This is a genomic window from Rhodococcus sp. BH4, from assembly GCF_002079265.1.
GTDB classification, from domain to species: domain Bacteria; phylum Actinomycetota; class Actinomycetes; order Mycobacteriales; family Mycobacteriaceae; genus Rhodococcus_F; species Rhodococcus_F qingshengii.
In genome coordinates this window covers 1,323,750-1,349,740 of record NZ_CP014941.1, presented here as the reverse complement: position 1 = coordinate 1,349,740, position 25,991 = coordinate 1,323,750, and the positions used below count along the sequence as shown (strand labels likewise).

The window sequence follows — 25,991 nt, the reverse complement described above, 5'->3', positions numbered from 1 at the left end:
GGGCGAACAATCTTCGAACGCAGCCGAGTTTTCCGCATTTCCGCGAGAGGAGCGACTGTGGCGTTACCGCATACACAGGGGCTCACCGAAGCACCTGACGGTTTGGACACCGCGACAGTGAACGCTGCGATACTCGGCGACCGAGAAGCATTCGAGTCACTGGTGCACTACTACGGACCTGCACTTCACCGCTATGCGCGTCGCATGCTCGCAGACGAAGGTGACATTCTCGAGGTAGTCCAGGACACCTTCGTGGCCGCCTGGCGTCGACTCGATTCGTTTCGTGGCGAATCGTCGATGCGAACATGGCTTTTCGCGATCTGTTCCCGAAAGATCGTGGACAGCTATCGAATCAAGAGAGCTCAACCGATCGACGACAGATTGCTCGATCCTCTCGTGCCGTCTCCCGAGGCCGGCCCGTTCGACACGACCTCGAACTCCGCGTTCCTCGAGGCACTGGAAGAAGCGTTGGGTGAACTGCCTTATCGCCAGCGTGCGGCATGGACGCTGCGAGAGGTGGAGATGCTCACGTTCGTTCAAATCGGCAAGATTCTAAGACTCACCCCGGATGCGGTGCGCGGGCATCACCATCGTGCACGGGCTAACCTGAGTGAACGAATGACGAGGTGGCGATGACTGAATCACGAACCGACGCATTGATGGCGCACGCATCCGACGTCCTGCGGAACGCTCCCGAGCCGGGCTGGGATCGAATCAGCGACAAGGTGATCCGGGCGCTACGGTCGACCTCGGCGTCCGGTTGGCCGCTCGACGCACACGCGTCGGAAGGTCCACGTCTAGGCACGGTGTCGGTGAGCGATCACGTACTCCGCACCCACTTGGCCGCCGAGATACGTTCTCGGCACCACTGCTCGCCGAGCAGCATCGAGTTCTTCGTCGACGGCCACGAAATACGTTCACTACGTATCGAACTGGCAGCGCCATACGGAGTGGATCTGGCCGAACTGTCGGACCGGGTTCGATTCACCGTCGTCGATGTCGTTCACCTGATCCTCGGCGACACGGACCCACCGGTCTCTGCAGAGAGCATCCACGTCGCCGTAGTCGACATCGTCGATGATCTACCTGCCGAAGGGAACACCAAAAGCCACTCCGAACACTAGGTGTTTGTTCGGCAAGTGTTTGGGAACCCGGCACTCATGACCACTCCCCCACCACCGGATCCGGGCCCCGCCCCCGACCCGGGGCCGCCGACACCACCGGCGCCGACACCACCCGATCCGATGAATCCGCCGCCCGTGCCACCGACTCCGACGCCACCGAACCCGTACCCTCCGGATCCGATCCCGCAGATCTGACGTCGGCTGCCCCGAACTTCGGAGTTCAACCGCCGAGTTCGGCGATCATCTCGCTCAACGATTCTGCGGCGATACGTAGTTCACCTTCGTCGGGGTTGTCGGGTGAGGACGGTAGACGTTCGGCCAACTGCTCGCGAGTGACAAGCGAGATACCCTCGAGACCGAACCCTTCTTCATCGGGGACGTAGATCTCGATCTCGCCCCCGACCGCTACCAGTTCCGAATGGGGGCCACTGCCCAGCAGTGCACGCAGGTGTTCGGTCGTCACGGTCATATGGTTCACGTGAAATCTCCTGCTTCGGTGACAGCTGACTTTGCCGGTATGGACTCGACGTGACGTACTGGCTCGACGTGACGCACTACTCCCTACTGAGTACCCCTCGCGGGTGAGCAGGAAACGACAAGTACATGAACAACGACTTCCCGAAGGAAACGCACACCATGAGTGAACAGAATTCCACCGACCGCACGGATCAGACGGACGAGCCGCAGACCACCGGCACCGACCACGGTCCGGGAACCGGCTCCGACACCGCACCCAAGGACGTTCAGACCGATCCGTCGGGCGAACGTACGTGGGCCGACGAGGGCGGAGCCTCGAGCACCGGCCCGGCGACTGACACCGACTGATCCCGGAAGGTCTGAACCATCGGGACCAAGGTCCCGTGGGCCGACGCTCACGGGACCTTGAAATCCGTACGGATCTAACGCTTTTCACCTGGGTTTTCGCGATGCGGTAAGGTAGGCACTCAGCACGGTTGAGTACCCAGCCGTTGAAGACGAGCACGGTTCGTGCGTTGCTTCCCGTGCCGTTTCCCGGTTTCGAACGAAACCGTTTCGAACCAGACCGTTCGAACGAACCGTTTCGAGCAATCCGTCAGGAGTTTCGATGAACGAGTTTTCGAGAACTACAGATGAGCGTACGGACAGTCCCCCCATCTTCACGACGACCTGTGCCGAAAACATTCAGTCGCTCGTGGTCAGCGGCGAGATCGACGTCCGGTCCCGAGCTGATTTCGCTGCCTGCGTCGACGACCTGATCGGTGAGCGACACCCGTTCGTACTCGACTGCTCGGACGTCCAGTTCATCTCCGTCGGAGGTCTTTCCATCATCGAGACTCTGTCGGCCAAGGCACGGAGGCTCGGCGTGCCGTGGACGCTCGTCGCAGCGCACCCTGTCAGGCGTCCGCTGTCTCTTCTGAAGATGGACACCGACATCGTGTACACCGACTCGACAGCCGATGCAGTCGCGTACCTGTCCTCGACCTCCGTCCTGGACGAGACCCTGGCGGAGCCGATGTCGGCGTGAGTACCGATCTCGAAAAGCTCTCCGAATTCGTCGTCGTCGCAAACCGACTGCCGGTCGATCTCGAAACCGACGAAGACGGAAGCAAGAACTGGAAGCGAAGTCCGGGTGGGCTCGTCACTGCGCTCGAACCCATCCTCCGACAGCGGGATGGCGCCTGGGTCGGCTGGCCGGGGGTCGCGGACGAGAAGGTCGATCCGATAGTGGTTGACGGCCTTCGTCTGTTTCCCGTCGAGCTGACCTCTCAGGACCTCGCCGAGTACTACGAGGGGTTCTCCAACGACACGTTGTGGCCGCTCTACCACGACGTTCTGGTGGCTCCGACGTTCGAGCGGTCGTGGTGGCACACCTACGTCGCAGTCAACCAGCGGTTCGCCGAGGAAACCGCGCGTTGCGCCGCGGACGGAGCGACTGTCTGGGTGCAGGACTATCAGTTGCAACTTGTGCCGGCGATGCTGCGCGAGCTGCGGCCAGATCTGACGATCGGGTTTTTTCTTCATATCCCGTTCCCTCCGGTCGAGCTCTTCATGCAGCTTCCGTGGCGCAAGGAGATCGTCAGGGGAATGCTGGGCGCCGATCTGATCGGCTTCCACTTACCTGGTGGCGCAAACAATTTCCTGTTCTTGGCCCGCAAACTTCTCGGCCTCAAGACGACGACCGCGGGCGTCGGTGTTCGAAGTGCGCTCGGGCATGTGGATTTCGATTCTCGCGTCGTCAAGGTGGGCGCCTTTCCCATCTCCGTCGATTCTGCCGAACTCGAGCGCCAGTCGAAAAGCGATTCGGTCCTGCGTCGCGCGCGCGAGTTGAAGGAAGAGCTGGGAAATCCCGAGAAAATCTTGCTGGGAGTCGACCGGCTGGACTACACCAAGGGTATCGACCTGCGGCTTCAAGCCTTGAAGGAACTCCTCGACGAGGATCGTCTGGATCCGGAGAAGTACACGATGGTGCAGCTCGCGACGCCCAGTCGTGAACGCGTGCAGCACTATATCGACCTGCGTAGCGTCATCGAAGAGCAGGTGGGCCGCATCAACGGTGACCACAGTCAGATCGGCCGCCCCGTCGTTCACTACCTGTATCAGCCGGTCGACCGTGAAGAACTGATCGCACTGTTCGTCGCTGCCGACGTCATGCTCGTGACGCCGATGCGCGACGGGATGAATCTGGTGGCCAAGGAGTACGTGGCCTGTCGTGGCGACCTCGGAGGTGCTCTCGTTCTCAGCGAGTTCACCGGTGCCGCAATGGAATTACGACAGTCATACCTGGTCAACCCGCACGATTTGGACGGCGTGAAGAATACGATCCTGACCGCGGTTCATCAGGATCCGAAGGAAGGCCGTCGCCGTATGGCTGCGCTGCATCGACAGGTCATGACACACGATGTGCATCAGTGGGCCGAGTCGTTCCTGACTGCGCTTGCCCCACCCGGACCGCTTCCGGACGATCAGTTCGTCACGGAGCGTGAGTCGAACTTTGCGCGCAACAACTGACCCTCACGGGCTTGCGTCAGTGCGCTCGGAGACTCGAGCTAGGATTGGTTTCAGTTCATCGTCAAGCAGCGGCTGCGAACTGATCTCCTCGACATAGCCGTGCAATGCTGCATCGGCCCAGAAAGACAGGCCGACCATGCCCCTCACGATGAAGTACTCCGAAACCTACAACGACGCTCTCACTGCGCTCGCTGCCGCTACTCATCGGCCGGCCAACGTGGTGAACCTGTTCGGCGAGTACGCCATTCGTGTTGACCTCGAATACAACCGGTTCCTTCTGGCGACCAATACCGCGGCTGGACTCTCCGATCGACCCGACAACGGAGAATCATGGCTGGTGCGGTTCTTCCAATCCGAGAACACCGACACTCCGGATCGCCTCCTCGCGGAGGCGTCGCATCAATGGTTGGTCGATGCGTTGGACGCCGCGCTCGAACAGATCGCAGCGGCAGGGAACAAAATCTCCGCCGACGCGGACTTCGGCGACCCTACCCGCACCGAAACTCCATCCTGAACGGCATCGTCTCGAGCAGCACCACTAGTCCCCCTCGGCGGTCAACTGGCTGATTCGAGCCGCTAAGACTGCATTCTCGGCCTCGAGGGACAGAATCAGACGAATACCGACGAGATTGACTCCGTCGTCGATCAGCGCGGTGATTCGTCCGAGCGTGTCCAGGTCGGCCTCGCTGTACCGGCGCGTACCGCCATCGGTGCGGGTTGGTGTGAGCAAGCCCCTTCGCTCGTAAAGGCGCAGCGTCTGAGGTCCTACCCCGGACAGTTCAGACATCACTGAGATCCCGTACACGCCGCGCAGCGCCCGGGTCTGGGATTCCGACGTCACTGGAACCTCCTAGTTCGGTGTCGGCTGTCTCAATCGGCGTCACCCGACCTTAGCACCATCACGCAGTGAATCTGACGCCCAGGACATAGATTCAAGCGTGTCCAGGACCACTGACAACAAGAATCGTCGAGCAGAAAAGGCGTGAAATGGCAGATCAAAGCCGATTTCGACAAGATTGCACAATGCGCTTTCCTTCGCCCGCGAATCGAAGTAGCCTTGCCAATTATCTACATCGGCTGATATAGATTTTGTAGCACCTGAAAGCGCCATAACTGGAGCTCGAAGGCGCAGAACACCCAGACGTCGGAGTCGGTGGTTCAGCCGACTCCCTCACGGCACACTCTTCACCGGGAGCAAGATGACGACGATCGACATCCCGCCCACACAGGGCGAGAGCACCACCGGCATCGGAATCACTGTCGCAAGTGCGACTTTGACAACCGAAGAGGTCAAGCGCCGAATCGCGATGATGTACGGCGACCCGGTGACAGAGGAGCCAGTAGCACTCGCGCACTGAACCTGACCGACACGCGATCCGATTGACGATGGCGCGAGACCGCCCCACTGGAGGGCGATCCCCATCAAGACGAGAGGAAAACATATGTCCGAGTTCACCGTACCGGGACTGAGCAGCGCAGACGGTTCGTCCGTCGCCGATATTCTGCAGGAACGCCTCAGCGCCTACAACGATCTTCACCTCACGCTCAAGCACGTTCACTGGAACGTCGTGGGCCCCAACTTCATCGGCGTGCACGAGATGATCGACCCCCAGGTGGAGTTGGTTCGCGGCTACGCCGACGATGTGGCCGAACGTATCGCGGCACTGGGTAACTCGCCCAAGGGCACCGCGGGAGCAATCGAGCGCGATCGAACGTGGGACGACTACTCCGTCGGCCGCGACGACGCTCGTGCGCACCTCGCTGCGCTCGACCTCGTCTACACCGGGATCATCACCGACAGTCGCACCGCAATCGACAGCGTCGGCAAGATCGATCCGATCACCGAGGACATGTTGATCGGCCAGACGGCGCAGTTGGAAAAGTTCCAGTGGTTCGTTCGTGCTCACCTCGAGAACTCGGGTGGCAGCCTCGTACACGAAGGCGCGTCCACCGAGCAGGATGCCGCAAATGAGGCGCGTCAGAACTGACGCACCGTCCGCGGTTTCGGCCGATCGGGGGTCGGCCGAAATCGCACTCCCCACAACAGGAAAGGGCAAGAGCATGTCTGCGGACTCGCGCGGCACGTCGACACAAACACGTCGCGAGTATCAGATGTTCGTGTTGCAGCAGCGTTTGTTGTTCGGATCGATCTTGGCAGGCACCGCCCTTGGAGTTCTCGCGATCACCTACTTCTGAAATATCAGGGGCCGCAACCGTCGAAGACAGGACAGAAACGACACAATCATGAGTTCGAGCACTCTCCGCTCGATCGTTCGTAGCGATCGATTTGCGGCAAGCAGTTCTTCTCTTCTGCTCGTGGACAGCGATTTTCGTATCCAGGGCGCAAACGACGAATACCTTGCCGTATCCGGTCGCAGCCTCGATCAATTGCACCGAGTGGAAGTGTTCGAAGCCTTCCCCGACAATCCCGACGACTCGTTTGCCGATGGAATCTTCTCGTTGACAGCGTCATTCGAGCGCACGATGCGGTCCCGAACTCGGGACACACTGCCGACTCAGCGTTACGACGTGCGCGACGAGCGCGGGAGCGGGATGTTTGTCACCCGCTATTGGAATACGGTGAATTCCGCCGTCACCGATGATGACGGCAGGGTCATCGGTGTGCTTCATCGTGTATACGAGGTTCAACGACCGCTGGCTCAGCAGTCCAGTTCGGCGTCAGACGTCCTCACCCGCCTTCGCGCGGAAAATGACGAACTGAGAAGAGCTTTGGATTCTCGGCCCTTGATCGAGCAGGCCAAGGGATTACTGATGGCCGAGCGTGAGTGCTCGGCCGACCAAGCCTTCGACTTTCTGGTCCAGATGTCGCAGGAATGGAACGTCAAGGTGCGCGACATCGCCGGTGGTCTTGTCGCCGCAGCAGAACGACGTGCCGTGGATCGAAAGAATTCCTGACGACCGGGATTCAAAAGTTGTACGGCTGGGTAATGACCGACCAGAGGTACCCCCGAAATCTTCCCCCTCGAGGGAGGAGCCTCGAAGGTCCCGCCGGTTCAGGCCGGCGGGACCGAGCTTTGCCTTAACACCCGACCTGGATCCGCGATCCGAGTCGAGTTCGTCACGCAGCGAAGGGAACGTCCATGTTCATGCGCTCCTACACATCTCCCAGGCCCCTTGCCGACGAGTGGGATTGGCAACTGTCCGGCACCTGCCGCGACACCGACCCCGCTCTGTTCTACGACGATACGAACGAGCGCGGCTCCAGGCGAGCGAAGCGCGAGAGTTCGGCGAAGCTGGTGTGCGCCAGATGCCCTGTCGTGCAGAGATGCCTGGTGCACGCCATCCAGACCGGGGAACCCCACGGTATCTGGGGCGGCATGACGGCGACCGAGCGAGAATCGCTGCGCAAAGCTCGAACTGAACCACTGATCAGTGCCGCGACGAGCTCACGAGAGTAGGTAGGAACCTCAGGGCCTGGCCTCGTGGTGCCGCAAACCGTGCGTGCGGCGTCGCTCCTTCATCTCGGCTTCGAAGAGGTGCGGCACTCCGCCTGCCAGCTTGTCGCGCACCACTTTCTCGCATCCACGAAAAAACGACCAGTAGTTCTCGTCGAACTCTTCGACCAACTGGAAAGTCCAGCGCCCCTCGACCACGTTCCGGCCGATCAACTCGCCCTCGACCTGATCGGCCAGGTCGTCGTTGCCGCTGGATCGCAGTAGCTCGACGACCTCGTCGAGCATCAGATCGGCATGCCCTATCAGCTGATGGAAGTCGTACAGAGCACCGCGTGCCCGTTCCACCGTTTCAAGGGCGTTCGACAGCACTCCTGCCGCCTTCACCTCGTCATCAGTGACACCTTCCGGTCGTATGTGTACGGGGATCTGTCTGTCCGAATGGGTGTCCATGAAGCGGCTGTACCCGAACGACGCGAAAATGAAAGATGAGGATTCGGTACGTCCGCACCACAGGTGATGTGTCTCACAATTCATCCTCTAGTTCGGGTAAAGAGGGTTAGTTCGCCGGGCGAAGGGTAATCCAAGGCCATGAATACTTCCGGGGTAGAGATGGCTGGCACGCACGGCCGGTACCGGTCCTTGCCTCGGTCCGCCGGAATCACGCCACATCTACCTACAGGAAGCCCCTTGATCCCTCTGTCGAGTCCGACCGAAACCGAACTAACTCACGACTCCATCGCCTCGCTCCGCGTCCGCGCGTCGTACTCTCAACTTCCCACTCTGCGCGGAATCACCCGAACGGTTGCCAACAACACCGGACTCGATGTCGACGGAACAGCCGATCTTGCTCTGGCGATGGACGAAGTCGCGAGCATCCTCATCGGCCACGCGATACCGTCCAGCGACCTGACCTGCCGATTCGACACCGTCGGCCGCACACTTCGGACCGTCGTGTCCGTGATCGCGCACTCCGAGATACCCGACAAGTCGCACAGCTTCGGATGGTTCGTTCTCGAAGCGCTGGTCGATTCCGTCCGCTTGGAACAGTCGGAAATCGACGCGGACGGTCACATCACCCTGACGATGACGCTTGAAAAGGGCTTGCCCCAGGAGCGTGCGTGACCGCTGTCCCACCGGACAAGAAGGACCAGTACGAAACAGCTGTCGAACTGTTCGTCTCGATGGCCTCCCTTCCGCCGAATGATCCCAGCCGAGAAAAGATCACCACCTCGATCATCGAACTGTGCCTACCCCTGGCCACACACGTCGCTCGCCGGTACCAGGGGCGTGGCCAGCCTTTCGAGGACTTGGAGCAAGTTGCTCGCGTCGGGCTCATACAGGCCGTGCAGCGATTCGACGTCGACAAAGGATCGGATTTCCTGTCGTTCGCCGTCCCGACCGTCATGGGTGAGGTACGCAAGCATTTTCGCGATCACGGCTGGTCCGTGCGAGTGCCTCGTAGCCTTCAGGAACGGCACCTTGCCCTCAACCGGGCGCTCACGACTTTGTCCCAGACGCTCGGCCGTGCACCGACAGTCGCGGAACTCGCCAAGGAACTCGACATCGAACCGGACGAGGTCGAACAAGGTTTGACCGCCGGTAATTCGTACCGAACCACACCGCTCGACACCGCTTCCGCCGGCGACGGGAGTGGTCTGACTCTGATAGACACTTTGGGACAGTACGACGAAGCGATCAGTCGGATCGACAATCACGAAACCCTGCGGCCCGCGCTCCTGGCACTACCGGAGCGCGAGCGCACGATCGTCGTTCTCAGATTCTTCGGCCATCTCACCCAATCCCAGATTGCCGAAAAGGTCGGCATCTCTCAGATGCATGTATCCAGAATCCTCACTCAGTCACTGAAGCAGCTACGCACCGAGATGGGTGAAATCTTCTGAAGGTACGTCTCGAGGATCAGATGTATTCCTGTGCAAGACGTTCCAGCTCGTCTCGATCGATGAGACCGGGCTGGCCGATGTCGAGGGCCTCGAGATACTTGTTGGCGAGGCGGTAATCGTGCCCCCACCGGCCGTGCTCGCCGTCCTGCTCGGTGCGCTGCACACTGGAACCGGGCGGAACCTCGTCCCGCAAACCGTTGGTCTCCGCGCCGATCAGTGTGTCGAGCTTGGTCGAGATGGCCGTGAGTGCATCGCGGTCGTTCATCTGATTCCCTTCGTCCGGTGACGCTGATCTTCCACCATACCGAAGCGTCGAGCCAAAAACATTGCACCGCTTAATATTCGACCTCTCACCTGGACCGATTCACGCCCTCGAGCTACACTGAACGGTACCGAGGTTGAGAATACAGCCGGGGTTGAAGCCACTGGCGCTCGGTTCGCATCAAGGCTCTGGATCAGGTGAGTATTTCCTGCGCACATCTGTACTGTTCATTTCCATTGAGCTCTAAAGCTTTCCACGCCTGGACGCATTCACTTTCCGCGCCGCCAGATCGGTCGTCAGCCTTTCGATGAAAGCACACAGACCGGATCTGCCATGAATCTGAATGAACTCGACCACACACCGATCGATTCCATCGATCCCTCAACACAATTGGGGCCGATCGTGGAAACGCATGGTTTCGCGGCCTGGCGGATAGCGCCCTCGACAGTCCTGATCCGGGTCGACGTCGACCTCGACAAACTCTCCGCCCCAGAACTACGAGAACTTCTCAACTCGTACGCTGCGGAGTGGCCTCGCGTCATTCTGGACTTGTCCAACTCACTGTTCGTCGGTGCGGTCTGCCTCGAACTGTTCGCCGAGCTGAACTCCCGTTCGCGAGCCAACGACTTCCAGTGGGCCGCGATCGGGTCACACCCGCTTCGACGCTTGCTTCGCGCGGCGCGGGCGGAAGAGGAATTCCCGGTCACCAACTCTGTCGAGGGAGCAATGCGCGCGCTCGACGAAGCAGAGAAGTCACTCGAAGCCTCCTGACGCCACGGCTGCCCCGGCGTCGAGCGCCAGGCGCTCGCAGCGACTAAGGTTCGTCGGGCTGTCCGACGAGCTGAGAGAGACCGAGAATGACAATCGCCAAGCGCCTCGATGCCTTGCAACAGAAGCATCCGGCCCTGGGGTTCCCGATAGCGGTCCTCTACAAGTTCCTCGACGATCAAGGTGTTTATCTAGCCGCGCTGATCGCTTACTACGGCTTCGTCTCGCTCTTTCCTCTTCTTCTGTTGCTCTCGACCATTCTCGGCTTCGTGCTGTCGGGCAACCCTGAGCTTCAGCAACAGATCTTGGACTCCGCGCTGCATCAGTTTCCGGTGATCGGTGACGACCTGGGCAATGCGCAACAGATCGGCGGCGGTGTCACGGGTCTGGTGATCGGAATCGTCGGTGGTCTCTACGGTGGCCTCGGTGTCGCTCTGGCTTGCCAGAACGCGATGAACACGGTGTGGTCGGTGCCCCGAAACATGCGACCGGATCCCATCCGCGGGCGTCTCCAAGGGCTACTACTTCTCGGCACGATCGGTCTCGCGATCTTGGGGACCACCGCTGTCTCCAACATCGGCGGTGCGCTTCATCTGGGCGGTTCGTTCAGCTTCCTGCTGACCCTTGCGGTAGTCGTCTTGAATGCGGGCATCTTCATCGTCGCTTTCCGGCTCACCTGCGCCCGCCCGCTCTCGGTAGCCGATGTGGCACCTGGAGCGATCGCCGCTGCTGTTCTCTGGCAAGCACTTCAGTCCTTCGGTGCCCTCTATGTGACCTCTGTGGTGCGGGGTGCCTCCACCACCAATGGCGTCTTTGCCATCGTTCTGGGTTTGTTGGCCTTCTTGTTCCTCGCTGCAGCCTCGATCGTCATGTGCGCGGAAATCAACGTCGTGCGAGTCGACAAACTCCATCCGCGGGCGTTGTTGGCTCCGTTCACCGACAACACCGAACTCATCGAAGGCGATCGGCGCACCTTCGCCGATCAAGCAAAAGCACAACGCGCGGTTCCCCACGAGAACATCCATGTGACGTTCGACGGGCACACCAAACCCGACGATTCGGACTGATCTCGACCCCGATCGAGTTGGGTATTTGGTCCCCTCCTCGGTATCGGGGTGGCATTCTGCGCCGCGAATCCAGATTTAACACAGGTGTTGTCATTTCGCGCTGCATCGAAGGGACGAATACATCACAGCAGGTAAACGCGCATAGTTGAACAATCACCTGCTTCCGACGTGGTCCCGGAACGGGACAAAGCCGTCAAATACTGCAACTCGCCATGCATCTAATTGGAGACAGAAAAAGAAGAGCATGGCAGGATCAGGTGTGAGACCGGACTCTCGATGGGAGGGCTCGGCTCGATGGATCCAGGAGAATTTGGTTATGGCTCAGGGCAGTGTCAAGTGGTTCAACGGTGAAAAGGGCTTCGGATTCATCGAGCAGGAAGGTGGCGGACCGGATGTGTTCGTTCACTACTCGGAGATCCAGGGCAGCGGCTACAAGTCCCTCGACGAGGGCCAGAAGGTCGAGTTCGAGATCGGACAGGGCCAGAAGGGCCCCCAGGCTCAGAATGTTCGCGCCATCTGAGTTCGATCCCAGTCTGACTTCAGACTGAAAAGGCTGGACGCTGCACCGCATGGTGCCGGCATCCAGCCTTTTCTTGGTTTCCGGGTCGTCTCGGTTCACGGGTCGGGCTTGTTCCGAATATTGGCACCGGTTACGTCGCTCGCGCCCGCTTCTTCTTGTGGGAGCTGTCGCAGAACGGTGCGATGCCGGTCCGCCCACATCGACACAATGCAACCGTAGAGCGCTTGTTCTCTATCGGAGTGCCGTCGTCACGGAGCAACTCGAAGTCACCACGCACCAGCAGCGGGCCGTCCGTGCAGGCGGTTATGGTGGTGTTGTTACCGGGAACACTCGGTGTTTCGGCAGATGACGATTCGGGAAACGCGGTCATATGTCCTCTTCAGTTCTCGATTCGGCCACTGGTGTGCCCACTTCCATGCCTGTTCCACAGGCCCGCGGCCCACTGAGCGCCACTCTCGTTTCCATTCTGCGCTCCTCGGCCGATCCGAGGGAGATTACGGCTGCCGCTGACGCGTACGAGGATGCACAGTCCACCGACCTCACCTACGACATTCTTCGTGACGACGACGCTCAGCTGACCCTGACGCTCCTCTACGAGCTTCATTTGCAGGGAATCGAGAACGTCTCGGACAAATGGGAGTGGAATCCGGACCTGCTCGCGGTGCGGTCTCGGCTCGAAGAGCGTTTCGAGTCCGCCATCGCGCAACTCGTGGGGACAGTCGAGTCGTCTGGCGACGTCGTGGCCGACCTCTGGTCGATGACCGCCCCCAGTGCAGGCCCAGGTCTTGCGTCCTTCATGGCGAAGGATGCAACGATCGATCAGTTCTCGGAGGTGCTGATTCACCGTTCGCTCAATCAGCTCCGCGAGGCGGATGTGCACACCCTCGGAATTTCGCGTCTCTCCGGTGCCGTCAAGGCCGCCCTCGTCGAAGTGCAGAGCGACGAGTACGGAGGCGGTCGCGCAGAGCGAATGCATTCGCGTCTTTTTGCCGACACCATGCGGGCTGTAGGTCTTTCGGACCGCTACGGCCACTACATCGATTCTGTTCCCGCGGTAACGTTGGCGTCGTTGAATGCTCTCTCGCTCTTCGGTTTTCATCGCCGCCATCTCGGAACGCTGGTCGGGCACCTGTGCGCTGTCGAGACCACGTCTGCGCTGCCGAGCAAACGATACAGCGCAGGACTGCGCCGACTCGGATTCGGTTCGGGCGCGACACTGTTCTACGACGAGCACGTGGAAGCGGATTCCGTTCACGAACAGATCGCCGTTCGGGACCTTGCCGGCGGTCTCGCTTCTTCGCAGCCGCACCGCACTGATGACATCTTGTTCGGCGCCGCAGCGTGCCTGGCGTTCGACGATCTTCTCGGCGATCACCTCACATCGAGTTGGGAGAAGGGCAAGACTTCGTTGCGCGAATGATCACGAGTTGTTCGATTTCCTGACCGGTGGTGATCAACCCTCGTGCCTCGAGCATGGTGCGCCTCTCGCGCATCACGGGCCCGAAGGGAACGTACTTCCGGGCTGAAATCTCTACGGCCATACCGTGTTCTTCGAGTATCGCCTCGGTCTTGTCGACCCCACACAGCACCGATTGCAAGAGAAGCAGTGTGCCGCCCGGGACGAGCACCTCGTGCACGGTGGCTGCGATCCTGTCGATGAGGGCGCGTCCGTCCTTTCCTGCGTCCCAAGCACGTTCGATTCCAGCGGTAGGGAGATCATCTGCAAGAGCAGGGACGTACGGCGGGTTGGAGATCACCAGATCGAAGAGTTCGCCGTGCACCGCCTCGGTGAGGTCGCCACGACGGGAGTCGATCGAGGTTCCGTTGAGGATCCCGTTGAGACGAGCATTGGCACACGCGCGGCGAGATATGTCGACCGCGACGACGTGGCCTGCGCCTGCCGCGTCTGCCGCGACAGCGAGGGCGCCGGTCCCCGAGCACAGATCCAGCACCCGACTGCGAGCGGTGAGGCGCTCGAACAGCAGCGCATCCGCCAGTAACGACGTGTCGTGTTGCGGTGGATACACACCAGGTAAACGCAGGATCATCATCGGCTCCTCTTTTTCAGGCGACATCGCACATCGCTGCGTGCGGCTACCCAGGAACCTCGGATTTCATGCAACATCGAAGCAAAGACCGCCTGGAACGGTTACATCGCCGCAATTTGCGGAGTAGACCTGAATCATGACAGGCAATGCGGACACCCCACAGGGAGCCGCGGCGTTTGCTTCCGCAGCAGATTCGCTCGACACCCTCGCCGAAGCGATTGCCGGACTCCGGTCCACTCTGAACACGGACGCGCATCTCGACTCCATGCTCCAACGTCTGGCCGAGACGGCGGTCAAAGCGCTGCCGGATGCCGATGCTGTCAGCGTGACGGTGCTGTCCGCCGATGGCCCACGAACTGCTGCATCTACCGCGGACTACCTTTCCGCGATAGACGATGCCCAGCATTCCGCCGATCGTGGTCCGTGCGTTGACGCCGCGCGCACCATGTCGTCGGTTCGGTCGAAGGTGGGTGATCACGACGACAAATGGCCGGAATTCACCGCCGAGGCCCGGAAACAAGGTGTCCGGTCCTACTTGTCCGTGCCGCTCACCATGGGCGAAGGAAGCACCGAACTTCTCGGCGCGTTCAACGTCTACGGATTCGCCTCGACAGAGTTCAAGCCCTTCGACGAAGAGTTGATGAAATTGTTCACCGCCGGTGCGGGCGCGGCGATCGCAGATTCACGACGCTGGCGTCAGGCACACGAGCACATCGAACAGTTGCACTGCGCCATGGAATCTCGTGCCGAGATCGAACAAGCCAAGGGCGTGCTGATCGCCATCCACGGCATCGACGCCGACGAAGCATTCAGCCGACTCGTTCAGCAATCGCAGCACACCAACGTGAAACTGCACGAGGTGGCCCGGATGCTCGTCGATTCGGTGCGCCACCGCCGGTTCTGAAGATTCTTCGGTGCAAAACCCCGTTTTGCACCCGAAAGCACAGTCGCAAAACCCCGTCTTGTACCCCGCCGGCACATCTCTCAAACGTATCCAGAGATGTTTCACCGAAACAGTTTTCGACCTGCACGGCTGCTGGCGGTCGCGCGGCGGCACCCGTCCGAAATGTGGTTATCTGTTGAGAACCGGGACGAAAGAAGACCCGACCGTACCAGGGTGAGGAAAGGATCGTCACTGTGCCAATCGACCAGGTTCTTGTCGTAGTTCCCGCCCACAACGAAGCCGAAGACCTCCCCAATTGCCTTCGTGCACTCGCAACAGCGGCGTCGGCTTGCGTTGTCCCCGTCCGAGTGGTTGCCGTCCTCGACAACTGTTCGGACGGAACCGCGGGGGTCATCCCCGACGGGGTGGAAGTACTCCGCGTCGAGCATCAGAACGTCGGCCGTTCGCGAGCGACGGGTTTCTCTGCGTTCGGCTCGGATTTGGGGGCCTCAGCGTGGTTCGCCACGACCGATGCCGATTCGGTGGTCGGCCCCACCTGGATTGCGCGCCAATTGGAGTATGCGCGTACTGCGGACGTCGTCGCGGGCACCGTTCGCATCGCGGACTGGGAAGGCCATCCGCACTCCGTTCGCGAACGGTACGAACGTATGTACCACGCACATCCCCATGGTCGACACGGTCACGTCCACGGTGCCAACCTCGGTGTCCGCGCCGATATGTACTGGGACGTCGGAGGATTCTGCGATCTCGAAGAAGACGAGGATGTCGATCTCGTCCGGCGGTTGAGCGAGGCCGGTGCCTGTATCGCGTGGGCAGAGGACATTGCGGTCACCACGTCTGCGCGTCTCGACGGCCGAACTCCGGGCGGCTTTGCCGGACATATCCGTAACCTGGGTGGTACGACCGCCGATAACGAAGAAGCGGAGCTGGCACGATGAAACGACTACACACACTCCTGGACGCAGGTGGACTGTACTTGCCGCTGCCCGGCGGCGGCGCGACGGCCGCACGGTGGACCTCCCTGGCAGAGCTCACACGGGAGAATGTGGTTCTCGGCCGGATGGCTGAGGCTCACACCGATGCCGTCGCGATACTCACCGAACTCGACGGACCGGATCCCGAACCCGGGCAGCTGTGGGGAGTGTGGGCGGCCGAGCCACCCCAACCTGTGGTGAATGCGTCTGAGCACGTGGGGATCTGGACGCTCACCGGTCGCAAGTTGTGGTGTTCCGGCGCCAACACCTGCACGCATGCACTGATCACCGCCTTGGTCGACGGTGTCCCCTCCCTCTTCGCGGTCGAGCTCGGACTACCTGGGGTGCATCCCGTTCCCGATTCGTGGAAGGCCGTCGGTATGGCCGAAAGCGACTCCAGCGCGGTCGACTTCGACATGGTTCCGGCCATACCGGTCGGGACGGCAGGCGACTATCTGAGCCGCCCGGGGTTCTGGCACGGCGCGATCGGCGTGGCTGCATGCTGGTACGGCGGCGCCTGCGGCGTCGCTGATCCGTTGTACGACAAGGCTGCAAGCAGCGAAGACCCCTACGTACTCGCACACCTCGGTGCGGTCGATGCAGCGCTCGCCGCAGCGCGCAACGCGCTCGCAGTCGCGGCGGCCGAGATCGATGCGGATCCCTTCGACGAAAATGCCGAGGCCATGCAGCGGGCACTCCGTGTGCGCGCAATTGTCGAGCGCGCCGCTACCGAGACCCTGGATCGGGTGGGACGCGCTCTCGGCGCCGCACCGCTCTGCATGGACGCCGCGCACGCGGCACGGGTAGCCGATCTCACCGTCTACTTGCGGCAGAGTCACGCCGAGAAGGATCTCGCCGAGCTGGGCCGGATTGCAGCCAAGGGGAAACGGCCGTGGTGAACTCGAAACTGTTCGCGCAGAAGCCTGTCGACGACGGCGGTACTCCCGAATCGACATGGCGGGAGTGGGGAAGAAGTTTTCCGGAACTGGATCTCACCGGATGCTCACGATTGATCATCGTCGCTCCCCATCCCGACGACGAAATACTCGGTCTGGGCGGAACCGCTCTTCTGGCAATACTTTCCGGCATCAGTGTTCAGGTCGTATCTGTCACCGACGGCGGAGCTTCGCATCCCGATTCACCGACCGTGACTCAGCCCGAGATGGAACGCCGTCGACGGTCCGAGTCGGATCGGGCAGCGCGTGTCCTCGGAATTCCCACACCGGTTCGATTGAGCATCCCGGACGGAAAGATCGGCGAGAACCGACAGGAGTTGACCGACCGCCTCAGCTCGATTCTCGGTGATTCCTCGGCGGATACCTGGTGCGCCTCCACGTGGCGCGGGGACGGCCACCCGGACCACGAAGCCACCGGAGACGCGGCGGCGAGGGCGTGCGCGGACACTGGATCGCGCTTGATCGAGTATCCCATCTGGGCGTGGCATTGGGCCGCGCCGGATCATGCGGCAGTCCCGTGGGAAAGAGCACGAAAGGTGCCCTTGCCCTCCGACGTTCAGGCTGCGAAATCTGCTGCCACCAATGAGTTCACTTCACAGATCGCTCCGCTTTCCGATCATCCCGCGGATGCACCCATCCTCCCCCGCCACGCGATGGAACGATTACTGAGGCCGTACGAGACGGTGTTCGTATGAGCGATCGTGAACTCCCCGCGGATTACTTCGCCAAGATGTATGCCGCACAGTCCGACCCATGGGATTTCGAATCCCGCTGGTACGAGCAGCGGAAGTACGCACTCAGTGTCGCTATGCTCCCGAAACCTCGATACCGTCGCGCATTCGAACCGGGGTGCTCGATCGGGGTTCTCACCGAGAAGTTGTCCGAGCGCTGCGACAGCGTTCTCGCCACCGACATCGTCCCGACCGCACTCGAGAGCGCTCGTGCGAGGCTTACCGGACATGACGCCGAATTTCGGCTCTGGGCCTTGGGTGACGACTGGTCCGAAGAAACCTTCGACCTCGTCGTCATCAGCGAAGTCGGCTACTACCTGACCTTCGAAAAGCTCATCGAGGCAATGCTGCAGGTCGTCGAGCATCTCGAGCCTGGCGGAACGCTGCTGTGCGCCCATTGGCGTCACGTCGTGCCGGAGTATCCGCAAAACGGTGACGCTGTTCATTCGGCTGTGCGCCAGACGCCGGGGTTGGCGCAGTTCGCGTCGTACCAGGACGAGGACGTGCTGATCGATGTCTTCGTGAAGGGTCCGCCGTCACCACCGTCGGTAGCTCGTTCCGAAGGTCTGATCTAGTAAACCTGTGCGCGGTTGAGGAGTGTGGGGGCTCCTCAACCGCGCACCGGGGTCAGTCTCGCTGCTCCAACGCGAGGTCCGTATCCGACTGCAGTTCACCGACTTCGGACTTCAGGATCCGCATCGACCTGCCGAGGCCCCGGGCCGCGTCGGGCAGCTTCTTCGAACCGAACAGCACCACGAGCACTACTGCGACGATCGCCCAGTGAGTCGGGCTGAGCGCGCCCATCAGGCGGGTTCCTTGCCGTCGGGGTACACCGCATCGACCTCTACCTCGACGAGCCAACCGGCAACGGGCAGTCCGGCAACCTCGAGGGCGAATCGGGTGGGCCGGGCGCTGTTTCGCTCGATCGGAGCGATCGGCTCGGCCGTGCCCATCGGCACCAACTCGGTGTCACCCGTGTCGAGATTGGTGTTGGCGAAGAACTGCCGGTACGCGCGATTCCATCCTGTGTAGTCGGCCTTGTCCGATCCCGGCGCGTTGTCGAGGAAGACGCGCATCGTCACGACGTCTTCGAGACTCAATCCCTGAGCTTCGAGGTTGTCGCGGATCTTCTTGAGTACATTGATGCCCTGCGCCTCGGTGACGGTGACACCGGCCGGCAGAACACCGCCGGAGAACTGACCGTCGATGTACGACTCCGGCGAACCTTCCGGCGCCGCCTTGTTTCCTGCCGACGGACCGATGCCGCTGGTCTTGTAGATTGCGGTGTCGCCGCCGATCGCGACGCCCTGAGCGATCATCGGGTTTGCCTGCCCCGCTTCGAGAATCGATTTCGAGACGAACGAACTCGATGTGGTCTCGGCGTCCGCCTCGTCAGACGAGCAGGCAGTGGCGAAGCCCAGTAGCGTGGTGGCGGCGAATGCCGCTGCAAGGACCTTGGTGCTGCGAGATTTCATGATTAGACCTCCAGAAAAAGTGATGGGAAACGAAGCACGTCAGGCAGTTTGCGCAACACGCTGATGCAGGTGGGTCACGACGTCCCGCGCGGACGTGAAGGCCCCGTGCTGCCAGGCGATGGCGTTGGAGAGGTGATCGCCGGCGAAGTAGATCCGGTCGACGGGTTCGAGCAGCTTGGTGTACTCGGGAGTTGCCATGCCGCCGTGGGAATCTCCCGCGCCGGCCCATGATGCCCAGGCGGATTCCGAATACTTGGTGCGACGCCAGCTTCCGGAGAAGGACGACGAGATGTCGCGAGTGTATTTGTCGCCGTGGATTTCTGCGCCTTCGGCGATGGCCTTTGCCAGCCGCTGACGGTGGGTGAGCGATTCGAAAGCCTGTTGACGCTTACCCGAGCTGTAGTACGCGACGACGACGCCGCGGTCGGAGTTGTAGTGATCGTAGGGGAACATGATCTGGGAGATGTCGCGGTCGGTGTTGGACGCGCCACCGTAGATGCGGTCCTCGGTCTCCCACCACCGACGCGAGTATTCGATACCGAGCTTGCCCGACGACGACGGCTTGGCTGCATCCAACGCGAGCAGGATGTCGGAGGGCAGGTTGTTGTTCAGCCGCTTGATCAGGTGCGGTGGGATCGTGCAGATTGCGTAGTCGGCGGTGATCGACTTGGATTTGCCGTCGACGACGTAGTCGACGGTGACGCCTTCCGGCACGTTCTTCATGCCGCTGACCTCGGCGCCGAACTCGATGTTGTCCATCCCGATCGCGTCCTGGAACTTGTAGTAGATCCGGTCCATGCCACCGACGGGGGTCATCATCGTCATGGCCTGGTCGTAACCGAACTCGAAGGAGAATGCACGCCCGATGCCGCCCTGGATGACATCGCTCATCCCGAATGGTTCGATCTCGGTTCCGAAGTTGAGGCCGGCGCCCGGCTCCGCGGAGTGCCCTCGACGCGAGGATCCGACATAGCGGCCGTCGCTGGAAAGATCGCCGAAGTCGGTGAGGAAGGACGAGAGTGCTTCTTTGTCTTCCTTGCTCAAGACCTGGTCGAGAGCGCCCTGATTGGTGGCCTTCTGCAGCAGCTCGGACATGTATCCGTAGGTGTCGGCTTTGGCTGCTCGGTAGGTGATCGACTGATTCGCCAGCGGCTTGTTGCCGGTGTAGTTGACGAAGGTGTTCGCATTCTGGTTTCCGAACATCTGCAGTTCGACGCCCAGTTCGCGGCAGTAGTCGATGGTGTTGTGATTTTGCGGAATACGCGTCGCACCGAGGTTGTAGAAGTGCCCCTCGGAGAACGAACAGGTCTGTGTCTCACCGTTCAGGTCGGTTTCTTCGGTGCCGTTGCGGATCGACCACACCCGACCACCCGGGCGGTTGCGTGCTTCGAGGACGGTGACCTTGTATCCGGCCTTCTGCAGTTCGTAGGCAGAGCACAGCCCGGACGGTCCGCCGCCGAGGATCACGACGGAGTGATTTCCCTTGACCTTTCCGATCAGGTCACCCGCAGCAGGTGCCTGAAATCGCCTCGGCGTCGACGCCACTGCCGGCGCCAGGCCGATGGACGACATAGCACCGAGTGCCAGGCCGGCGCCGCCGGTGATTCCCAGGCTGCGCATGAAAGATCTACGTGTGTATGGCATTCGAGCTCCCCAGTGTGCTCCCGGTGACCCGGGTGGTTGGTGTTGAACACAGACTTCAGGAGCGTTGGGTCCGGAACTTGACGCGCAGGAAACAGTCGGTGGGGACCGAGTGAGAAACGTGCGAGCGTTCGCATCTTGCTCTCTCACCCGAGTGCGATCAGCGGAAGCATGCCCGCAATATCGGCGTTACAGAACCGGACTAGCGTGACGCGACATGTCCGCTCTCACCGAAGCCATCGCGCGGTCCTTCACCACGCGCGAGAAGCAGCCCCCGGCGCGATCACCGCTGCGGGCGTTGGGCCGTCGGCAACTCTCGGGCGCCGAAGTGCTGGCCCAGTCGGTGGCAACCACTGCCCCTGCTGTGTCGATGGTCGTTCTGCCCGTCACCATGCTGACACACGGCCGATTGTTGAGCGGGATGATCACCATCATCGCGGCCACCGTGCTGGTGACGCTCATAGCCTTCTGCGTTTCGCAGTTCACTCGCCGAATGGCTGCGTCGGGCGGATTGCACAGCTTCGTCTTTCGTGGCCTGGGCACCCGGGCAGCATTGACCACCGGCATCGCCATGCTGGTCAAGTACGTCGGCAGCGCGGTGATGACGCTCTATCACGGCGGACAGGCCGCAATCGCATTGCTCGGCTTCGCGGGTGTGCACGTGGACAAGACTTTTCACGTCATCGCGCTCTATCTGGGGATAGCCTTGCTGATTCTCGGCGCTCTCGTGCGAAGTGTCAGATTTGCCGCGCTTGCGATCCTCGTCGTCGAAAGCTGTTCACTTCTGTTCATCGTCGGGCTCATGATCCTGGGCGGTTCCGGAAGTCAACAAGCACAGATCGTTCCACCCACCTCCGGCCACGGGTTGTTACTCACCGCCCTGGCTGCCGTGTTCGCTCTCGCCGGATTCGAGAGCGCGGCCTTCTTCGGCCCCGAGGCCCGTCGTCCGCTGGTAACCGTCACCCGCACAGTCCTTCTCACTCCGATCATCTGTGGATCGCTCTTCATCTTCGCGGGCTGGGCCGCTTGGTCCGGGCGCAGTGACACCCTCGTCAACGCCTATCTCCACGGAACGGCGACGGGCGTGAGCCCCGGTGTCGTGATCGCGCTCAACGTCGGTCTGGGGTGCTCGTGGCTGGCGTCCTCGATGGCGTCGTCCAATGCTGCGTCACGCCTGGTCTATTCGTTCGGTGTCGAGCGCCTACTCCCCCGCCGGTTCGCCTCGGTTCACAGTGCCTTCCGTACGCCCTACTTCGCATTGACTACCGTGGTCTGCACCGTCCTGCTGGGCGGCGGAACCTTTGCCGTTCTCGGGCGCGGAGAAATCTTCGACGACGTTCGACTGACTGTTCGCGGCGCCGTCATCGTGGCCTATGCACTGACGGCTATCGCATCCGTTGTCTTCCTGACACGGATCGGCGAGCACACTCCCGGCGTTCTCGCGGCCGCGTCGTGTGGCAGTGGTGCCGGAGCGATAGTCCTCGGTTACCTGGTTTATGCCAACACGATCGACCACGCGTACGTTGCACCGATCGCCGTACTCGTGATCCTGACTTCGGGCACACTCTGGCAGTTCTACCTGCGACGCCGAAGCCCCAAAAGTCTGCTGCACGTCGGAGCTTTCGACAGTCCCGAAACCGAGGACGTACTACCAGGAGCTGGGGTGTTCGCCACCGACGCAGCCGGAAACATCGTGCTGGTGGGCGAGCCGACTGCCGGCGCCCGCTGATGGTGGGCCGACCACGCGACCTCGGTGGGCACGAACCCCGAGCGGTTCAGCGCGCCCTTGCCCTCCTCGAGTCGGCGGCCAGGCTCGGATCGGGAGCCACCGCCAAGGACATTGCCGCCCTGGCCGACATCCCACCTGCCACTGCCTATCGGTTACTCAACATCCTTGTCGCCGACGGTTACCTGGTTCGGATCGCCGACCTCTCCGGCTTCGCACTAGGCCGACGCACCCGTGAATTAGCCGGGGCTGCCGCCGAACCCACACCCATCGACAATTCGGTGCTCCTCGAAGAACTCCGCGAACAGCTACGGTTCGGCGTCTACCTCGCGTCGTTTGCAGAAAACAGAATTCGGCTCGTCGATCGCGATCCCGACCACGAACTCAGTGGCGAACGGACACTGGTCACAGCCGTTCACGCGTCGGCTATCGGGAAGCTGCTCCTCGCCAACCGACCCGAATTGGCCGAGGCCCCACTGCGAAAGGTCACCGCACACACCATCACCGACGGCGACGCGTTGGAACTCGAGCTCTCGCGGATCCGGCGCGGTGAGGCCGCCCGTGAGGTCGACGAGATTCGTGTCGGACGCTCCGCCGTCGCCGTCCCGATCCACGACGCGGAAAGGTGTGTCGTCGGTGCCTTGGCTGCGATAGGTCCGACCGGCAGACTTTCCGTCGACGACGTAGACCTGGTCGTGCTGTTGCGGGAGTACGCGGAACGCATCGTTGCACCGACGATGTCGAAGGCAAGCTGAAAGTCAGAGGCCGAACACACGTTTGGCAAAGCCGAGATGCTCGTCGGCCCAGCCGATGACGCCGAGCGTGGAATCGAGATTCTGCGGCGGAGTGCGCACCAAGGTGTCGCGTCGGACGAGTCGGTCGAAATCGATCTGAGCGCGGTCGAACTGGACCCCTGCCGTGACCATGATGTTCGCCAGTTCTTGCGCCATCACCCCGTACGCGACTGTCGTGGGATGAACGCCGTCGAGCGAGAAGAGGCCGCCCGAAGCGCGGCCGCCGCGACCGTCGGCGGAGAGGAACAGCGAGTCCGGCACGGGTTGCAAGTCGGTCAGCGCCTTGGGAAGGGGGTACGGCGTCCACCACGACGGCCGCGCATTGACGTCGGTGACGTAGCGCCGTGAGGCCACGCGCTCGAGCAACCCGGCAATATCGCAGAGGTACCAGTCCTTCCCCACCCGACGGGCATTCGCGACGGCTTGCTCGATTCCGTCGTTGTACATGTCGATTGCGCTGTCGACGGCCCATGCCTGCGCGCCGGTGATGTGTTGATCGCGTTGTGGGTCGAAGTCGGTGTCGCGCACCCACGGTCGTGCGTAGTACGGGAAGTAGCGGGATCCGATTTCGATCTTGCCGCCGAGCCCGTGGGCGATCGGTGCGATGGTCACGTGTGGGACAGTGCAGAGGATGACGTGCTGCGCGTTGATCTTCCGGATCGCGGCCAGCACCTCGGCATACTCCGACGCGAAGTGCTCAGGCCGCCACACCGTGTAGTCGCGCTTGCCGACCGGGTCACGGAAGTTGTTGCCGCTCCACTCGACTCGGAGTTCGGTGACGGTGCGGAGCGCGTTGTTGGCACCGAGGAAGACGATCAGAGTTTCGATGCCTTCCTTGCCCAACTCCGCTGCTGCGTCGAACGCGGTCATACGCTTCTCGGCGTCGGAGCCTCGCGGCAGAACTCGCAGTGCGGCGCGCTCGCCGTTGTTCTCGACGATCTGGCTGATCAAATCGTCGTGCGGTTGGTGAAGAGCATCCTCGCAGCCCTGCGCCGTCTTGGTCAGAGCGTCACGAAGATCCCACCCGTACACCGAGAGGTTGTGGTTGATTGCCGAGAACGTCGGCGCCTCACTGCCCGGTCCGCGTTCCCAGTAGTCCTCCACCTGGTCCATGAACGCACGTGCAGCAAAGAGTGCGAGCGGAACCTCCCAGAGGTCGAGCCGTGGGCCGAAGCGCTCCTCGAGGGTGCGGAGCAACAGTTCGATGTTGAGCGGAAGCCCGCCCGGGCCGCCGTAACGGGGAAAGCGGAACTGGTCGAGCCGGCCCAGCTGGTGAGCAATGATCGCCGGATACGACAGATCGGTATTGAAGATCGCCCCGCTCTGGAATCCCTGCGACAGCGAATCGCCGATGACCACCAACCGGTGGGGAGCATCTCCCCCTGGCGGAACTACCGGAATCCCCACTGTGGGATCGAACTGCGGAACCCTTGGTCCGCCGGCGGCCGCGGCCACAACGTCGTCGGGAGTATCGGATGGAAGTTCCATGCCCACTCACCTCCGGAAAAGTCCAGCTGGTCAGCTGATCAGTGGTGGCTTACGCCGATCGGCATTGTCCTGCTCCGATTGCTTCTCGATCGACCTGACAACCTCGTCGGCCCACTGTTGATTTCGCCCGTCGAATTCCGCGCGGTCCCGACGCGCGATACCCCGCCCCACCAGGATGGCAATCGGAATGGAACACACGACCCATACGAGTAGTACGCCTCCGACAATCCACCACATAACCAGTAATTGTGCCCGATTCGACGACTGTTGTGCTCCAGGTCGAAACATCTGTCCGAATCGTGGCGGTCAATCCAGGTGAGCGCGCAGGTCAGAAACGATCTGCGTCGACGGTTTCGCGGGCTTTGCGAACCTGATTCCAACCACGAGCGGCGATGCCGAAGGCAACAAGCGACATCAGATCCGAGACCGTCAGACCGTGTTCTCTGTTCAACGACCACAAGACCTGACCTTCCAGCGGTCCACTGAAGAACAGCCACGCCACCCCTGCACAGACGGTCACAACAACACTGGCTTTGGACGGCTTCATCAAACACACGGTGCTGGTCACGAACAACAAGTTCATGAAAACCAGACCGTAGAAAATTCCGATCATGCGACTCCCCCCGAAGTTCGTTCGTTCAGCCGCGGTTGAAGTTCAGGTACGCCTTCGACGGTGTCGGGCCGCGCTGGCCCTGGTATTTGGATCCGGCCTCGGAGCTTCCGTAGGGGAACTCTGCAGCGCTCGAGAGCTTGAGCAGGCAGAGCTGTCCGATCTTCATTCCCGGCCAGAGCGTGATCGGCAGGTTTGCGACATTGGACAGCTCCAGTGTGATGTGGCCGCTGAAACCCGGGTCGATGAAGCCGGCGGTGGAGTGCGTCAAAAGGCCCAGGCGCCCGAGGCTCGACTTACCTTCGAGGCGGCCGGCGAGGTCGTTCGGCAGTGAGCACACTTCGAGAGTCGAACCGAGAACGAACTCGCCGGGATGAAGCACAAACGGCTCGCCCTCTGCCGGTTCGACCAGGCTGGTCAGCTCGTCCTGGCGCAGTGCCGGGTCGATGTGCGTGTACCGCGTGTTGTTGAAAACCCGAAAAAGACCGTCGAGGCGCACGTCGACGCTCGACGGTTGCACCATGGAGTCGTCGAAAGGGTCGATACCCAGACGTCCAACGGAGATTTCGGCACGGATGTCACGATCGGAGAGCAGCAC

General features: G+C 61.5%; 37 protein-coding genes. 24 read left to right on the top strand and 13 right to left on the bottom strand.

The window, feature by feature from the left end:
* Positions 1-57: 57 nt before the first annotated feature.
* Both A0W34_RS06320 and A0W34_RS06315 read left to right on the top strand, forming a co-directional pair.
* On the top strand, positions 58-636 hold the full coding sequence (locus A0W34_RS06320; protein WP_007726571.1) for an RNA polymerase sigma factor: 579 nt from the start codon (positions 58-60) through the stop codon (positions 634-636).
* Positions 633-1,124 (top strand): hypothetical protein, encoded by a 492-nt coding sequence (locus A0W34_RS06315; RefSeq protein WP_218960345.1) that lies wholly within the window; start codon positions 633-635, stop codon positions 1,122-1,124. Before A0W34_RS06320 ends, A0W34_RS06315 begins: the two co-directional genes overlap by 4 nt.
* A gap of 220 nt (positions 1,125-1,344) precedes the next feature.
* Here A0W34_RS06315 and A0W34_RS06305 read toward each other — a convergent pair whose 3' ends face one another.
* Entirely contained in the window at positions 1,345-1,593 is a 249-nt protein-coding gene (locus tag A0W34_RS06305) for a hypothetical protein (protein ID WP_007726566.1), read from the bottom strand.
* Positions 1,594-1,760: 167 nt separating this feature from the next.
* Between A0W34_RS06305 and A0W34_RS06300 the strand changes: the two genes are divergently transcribed.
* The 4 genes from A0W34_RS06300 (at position 1,761) to A0W34_RS06285 (ending at position 4,626) form a co-directional block, all read left to right on the top strand.
* Complete coding sequence (locus A0W34_RS06300; protein ID WP_136472457.1) at positions 1,761-1,949, top strand: PI-type proteinase; 189 nt, start codon at positions 1,761-1,763, stop codon at positions 1,947-1,949.
* Between the two features lie 259 nt (positions 1,950-2,208).
* Positions 2,209-2,628 carry an STAS domain-containing protein gene (locus tag A0W34_RS06295; RefSeq protein ID WP_081557483.1) on the top strand — a complete coding sequence of 140 codons (420 nt, stop codon included), beginning with the start codon at positions 2,209-2,211 and terminating at the stop codon, positions 2,626-2,628.
* On the top strand, positions 2,625-4,112 hold the full coding sequence (locus tag A0W34_RS06290) for an alpha,alpha-trehalose-phosphate synthase (UDP-forming) (RefSeq protein WP_064075809.1): 1,488 nt from the start codon (positions 2,625-2,627) through the stop codon (positions 4,110-4,112). Before A0W34_RS06295 ends, A0W34_RS06290 begins: the two co-directional genes overlap by 4 nt.
* A 136-nt stretch (positions 4,113-4,248) precedes the next feature.
* Positions 4,249-4,626 carry a hypothetical protein gene (locus tag A0W34_RS06285; protein WP_081557482.1) on the top strand — a complete coding sequence of 126 codons (378 nt, stop codon included), beginning with the start codon at positions 4,249-4,251 and terminating at the stop codon, positions 4,624-4,626.
* A gap of 24 nt (positions 4,627-4,650) precedes the next feature.
* Here the strand turns inward: A0W34_RS06285 and A0W34_RS06280 are convergent, their stop codons facing one another.
* Positions 4,651-4,953 carry a MerR family transcriptional regulator gene (locus tag A0W34_RS06280; protein WP_003943719.1) on the bottom strand — a complete coding sequence of 101 codons (303 nt, stop codon included), beginning with the start codon at positions 4,951-4,953 and terminating at the stop codon, positions 4,651-4,653.
* A 358-nt stretch (positions 4,954-5,311) separates the two neighbouring features.
* Here A0W34_RS06280 and A0W34_RS33145 point away from each other — a divergent pair, with 358 nt between their 5' ends.
* From A0W34_RS33145 to A0W34_RS06260, 5 genes are all read left to right on the top strand, one after another.
* Entirely contained in the window at positions 5,312-5,470 is a 159-nt protein-coding gene (locus A0W34_RS33145) for a hypothetical protein (protein WP_003943664.1), read from the top strand.
* Positions 5,471-5,554: 84 nt separating this feature from the next.
* The gene (locus A0W34_RS06275) at positions 5,555-6,100 is read left to right on the top strand and encodes a Dps family protein (RefSeq protein ID WP_003943731.1); all 546 of its coding nucleotides are present in this window, start codon (positions 5,555-5,557) and stop codon (positions 6,098-6,100) included.
* 73 nt (positions 6,101-6,173) lie between these two features.
* Entirely contained in the window at positions 6,174-6,308 is a 135-nt protein-coding gene (locus A0W34_RS33620; protein WP_256261806.1) for a hypothetical protein, read from the top strand.
* A gap of 48 nt (positions 6,309-6,356) precedes the next feature.
* On the top strand, positions 6,357-7,028 hold the full coding sequence (locus tag A0W34_RS06265; protein ID WP_081557480.1) for an ANTAR domain-containing response regulator: 672 nt from the start codon (positions 6,357-6,359) through the stop codon (positions 7,026-7,028).
* A 185-nt stretch (positions 7,029-7,213) separates the two neighbouring features.
* Entirely contained in the window at positions 7,214-7,531 is a 318-nt protein-coding gene (locus A0W34_RS06260; protein WP_003943622.1) for a WhiB family transcriptional regulator, read from the top strand.
* A 9-nt stretch (positions 7,532-7,540) separates the two neighbouring features.
* Here A0W34_RS06260 and A0W34_RS06255 read toward each other — a convergent pair whose 3' ends face one another.
* Complete coding sequence (locus tag A0W34_RS06255) at positions 7,541-7,978, bottom strand: hypothetical protein (protein WP_198035690.1); 438 nt, start codon at positions 7,976-7,978, stop codon at positions 7,541-7,543.
* Between the two features lie 237 nt (positions 7,979-8,215).
* On the opposite strand from A0W34_RS06255, the gene A0W34_RS06250 reads away from it, so the two are divergent.
* The gene (locus tag A0W34_RS06250) at positions 8,216-8,650 is read left to right on the top strand and encodes an ATP-binding protein (RefSeq protein ID WP_003943620.1); all 435 of its coding nucleotides are present in this window, start codon (positions 8,216-8,218) and stop codon (positions 8,648-8,650) included.
* Positions 8,647-9,429, top strand: a complete 783-nt coding sequence (locus A0W34_RS06245) for a SigB/SigF/SigG family RNA polymerase sigma factor (protein WP_003943639.1) — start codon at positions 8,647-8,649, stop codon at positions 9,427-9,429. Before A0W34_RS06250 ends, A0W34_RS06245 begins: the two co-directional genes overlap by 4 nt.
* A gap of 16 nt (positions 9,430-9,445) precedes the next feature.
* Here the strand turns inward: A0W34_RS06245 and A0W34_RS06240 are convergent, their stop codons facing one another.
* Positions 9,446-9,694, bottom strand: a complete 249-nt coding sequence (locus A0W34_RS06240) for a hypothetical protein (RefSeq protein ID WP_003943680.1) — start codon at positions 9,692-9,694, stop codon at positions 9,446-9,448.
* A gap of 330 nt (positions 9,695-10,024) precedes the next feature.
* Here A0W34_RS06240 and A0W34_RS06235 point away from each other — a divergent pair, with 330 nt between their 5' ends.
* The 3 genes from A0W34_RS06235 to A0W34_RS06225 all read left to right on the top strand — a co-directional run bounded on the left by A0W34_RS06235 (position 10,025) and on the right by A0W34_RS06225 (position 12,046).
* Positions 10,025-10,462, top strand: a complete 438-nt coding sequence (locus A0W34_RS06235) for an STAS domain-containing protein (protein ID WP_042452313.1) — start codon at positions 10,025-10,027, stop codon at positions 10,460-10,462.
* An 86-nt stretch (positions 10,463-10,548) separates the two neighbouring features.
* Complete coding sequence (locus A0W34_RS06230) at positions 10,549-11,526, top strand: YihY/virulence factor BrkB family protein (protein WP_003943713.1); 978 nt, start codon at positions 10,549-10,551, stop codon at positions 11,524-11,526.
* A 316-nt stretch (positions 11,527-11,842) separates the two neighbouring features.
* On the top strand, positions 11,843-12,046 hold the full coding sequence (locus A0W34_RS06225) for a cold-shock protein (protein ID WP_003943666.1): 204 nt from the start codon (positions 11,843-11,845) through the stop codon (positions 12,044-12,046).
* Positions 12,047-12,176: 130 nt separating this feature from the next.
* Here the strand turns inward: A0W34_RS06225 and A0W34_RS06220 are convergent, their stop codons facing one another.
* Positions 12,177-12,416: a CDGSH iron-sulfur domain-containing protein gene (locus tag A0W34_RS06220; protein ID WP_003943717.1), complete on the bottom strand. Its 240-nt coding sequence runs from the start codon at positions 12,414-12,416 to the stop codon at positions 12,177-12,179.
* Here A0W34_RS06220 and A0W34_RS06215 point away from each other — a divergent pair, their 5' ends adjacent.
* Positions 12,417-13,466: an iron-containing redox enzyme family protein gene (locus A0W34_RS06215; protein ID WP_007726547.1), complete on the top strand. Its 1,050-nt coding sequence runs from the start codon at positions 12,417-12,419 to the stop codon at positions 13,464-13,466.
* Here A0W34_RS06215 and A0W34_RS06210 read toward each other — a convergent pair.
* Positions 13,423-14,121, bottom strand: coding sequence for a HemK2/MTQ2 family protein methyltransferase (locus A0W34_RS06210; protein ID WP_198035689.1), 699 nt, complete (start codon positions 14,119-14,121; stop codon positions 13,423-13,425). The genes A0W34_RS06215 and A0W34_RS06210 overlap by 44 nt on opposite strands.
* Positions 14,122-14,230: 109 nt before the next feature.
* Between A0W34_RS06210 and A0W34_RS06205 the strand changes: the two genes are divergently transcribed.
* The 5 genes from A0W34_RS06205 (at position 14,231) to A0W34_RS06185 (ending at position 18,234) form a co-directional block, all read left to right on the top strand.
* On the top strand, positions 14,231-14,998 hold the full coding sequence (locus A0W34_RS06205; RefSeq protein ID WP_003943624.1) for a GAF and ANTAR domain-containing protein: 768 nt from the start codon (positions 14,231-14,233) through the stop codon (positions 14,996-14,998).
* 233 nt (positions 14,999-15,231) lie between these two features.
* Positions 15,232-15,936: a glycosyltransferase gene (locus A0W34_RS06200; protein ID WP_081557478.1), complete on the top strand. Its 705-nt coding sequence runs from the start codon at positions 15,232-15,234 to the stop codon at positions 15,934-15,936.
* Positions 15,933-16,871, top strand: a complete 939-nt coding sequence (locus A0W34_RS06195; protein ID WP_007726542.1) for a hypothetical protein — start codon at positions 15,933-15,935, stop codon at positions 16,869-16,871. The genes A0W34_RS06200 and A0W34_RS06195 overlap by 4 nt, the downstream gene beginning before the upstream one ends.
* Complete coding sequence (locus A0W34_RS06190) at positions 16,865-17,623, top strand: PIG-L deacetylase family protein (protein WP_058038936.1); 759 nt, start codon at positions 16,865-16,867, stop codon at positions 17,621-17,623. Before A0W34_RS06195 ends, A0W34_RS06190 begins: the two co-directional genes overlap by 7 nt.
* Positions 17,620-18,234: a class I SAM-dependent DNA methyltransferase gene (locus tag A0W34_RS06185; RefSeq protein WP_007726541.1), complete on the top strand. Its 615-nt coding sequence runs from the start codon at positions 17,620-17,622 to the stop codon at positions 18,232-18,234. The genes A0W34_RS06190 and A0W34_RS06185 overlap by 4 nt, the downstream gene beginning before the upstream one ends.
* Positions 18,235-18,286: 52 nt before the next feature.
* On the opposite strand, the gene tatA is transcribed toward A0W34_RS06185, so the two are convergent.
* From tatA to A0W34_RS06170, 3 genes are read right to left on the bottom strand one after another with little or no spacing between them, the layout of a single operon-like run.
* A complete protein-coding gene (tatA, locus tag A0W34_RS06180; RefSeq protein ID WP_003943732.1) occupies positions 18,287-18,463 on the bottom strand; it encodes a Sec-independent protein translocase subunit TatA in 177 nt (58 codons plus the stop codon).
* Complete coding sequence (locus A0W34_RS06175; RefSeq protein ID WP_003943640.1) at positions 18,463-19,134, bottom strand: Rid family hydrolase; 672 nt, start codon at positions 19,132-19,134, stop codon at positions 18,463-18,465. The genes tatA and A0W34_RS06175 overlap by 1 nt, the downstream gene beginning before the upstream one ends.
* A 39-nt stretch (positions 19,135-19,173) precedes the next feature.
* Positions 19,174-20,754 (bottom strand): flavin monoamine oxidase family protein, encoded by a 1,581-nt coding sequence (locus A0W34_RS06170; protein WP_081557477.1) that lies wholly within the window; start codon positions 20,752-20,754, stop codon positions 19,174-19,176.
* A 238-nt stretch (positions 20,755-20,992) separates the two neighbouring features.
* Here A0W34_RS06170 and A0W34_RS06165 point away from each other — a divergent pair, with 238 nt between their 5' ends.
* Both A0W34_RS06165 and A0W34_RS06160 read left to right on the top strand, forming a co-directional pair.
* The gene (locus A0W34_RS06165; RefSeq protein WP_042452324.1) at positions 20,993-22,504 is read left to right on the top strand and encodes an APC family permease; all 1,512 of its coding nucleotides are present in this window, start codon (positions 20,993-20,995) and stop codon (positions 22,502-22,504) included.
* Entirely contained in the window at positions 22,504-23,256 is a 753-nt protein-coding gene (locus A0W34_RS06160) for an IclR family transcriptional regulator (protein ID WP_081557476.1), read from the top strand. Before A0W34_RS06165 ends, A0W34_RS06160 begins: the two co-directional genes overlap by 1 nt.
* 3 nt (positions 23,257-23,259) lie before the next feature.
* Here A0W34_RS06160 and A0W34_RS06155 read toward each other — a convergent pair whose 3' ends face one another.
* The 4 genes from A0W34_RS06155 to dcd form a co-directional block, all read right to left on the bottom strand.
* Positions 23,260-24,783, bottom strand: coding sequence for a hypothetical protein (locus tag A0W34_RS06155; RefSeq protein ID WP_081557475.1), 1,524 nt, complete (start codon positions 24,781-24,783; stop codon positions 23,260-23,262).
* A 30-nt stretch (positions 24,784-24,813) separates the two neighbouring features.
* Entirely contained in the window at positions 24,814-24,981 is a 168-nt protein-coding gene (locus A0W34_RS06150; protein WP_003943658.1) for a hypothetical protein, read from the bottom strand.
* Positions 24,982-25,111: 130 nt separating this feature from the next.
* Positions 25,112-25,396: a hypothetical protein gene (locus A0W34_RS06145; protein WP_081557474.1), complete on the bottom strand. Its 285-nt coding sequence runs from the start codon at positions 25,394-25,396 to the stop codon at positions 25,112-25,114.
* A gap of 25 nt (positions 25,397-25,421) precedes the next feature.
* Positions 25,422-25,991 (bottom strand): dCTP deaminase, encoded by a 570-nt coding sequence (gene dcd, locus A0W34_RS06140; RefSeq protein WP_003943702.1) that lies wholly within the window; start codon positions 25,989-25,991, stop codon positions 25,422-25,424.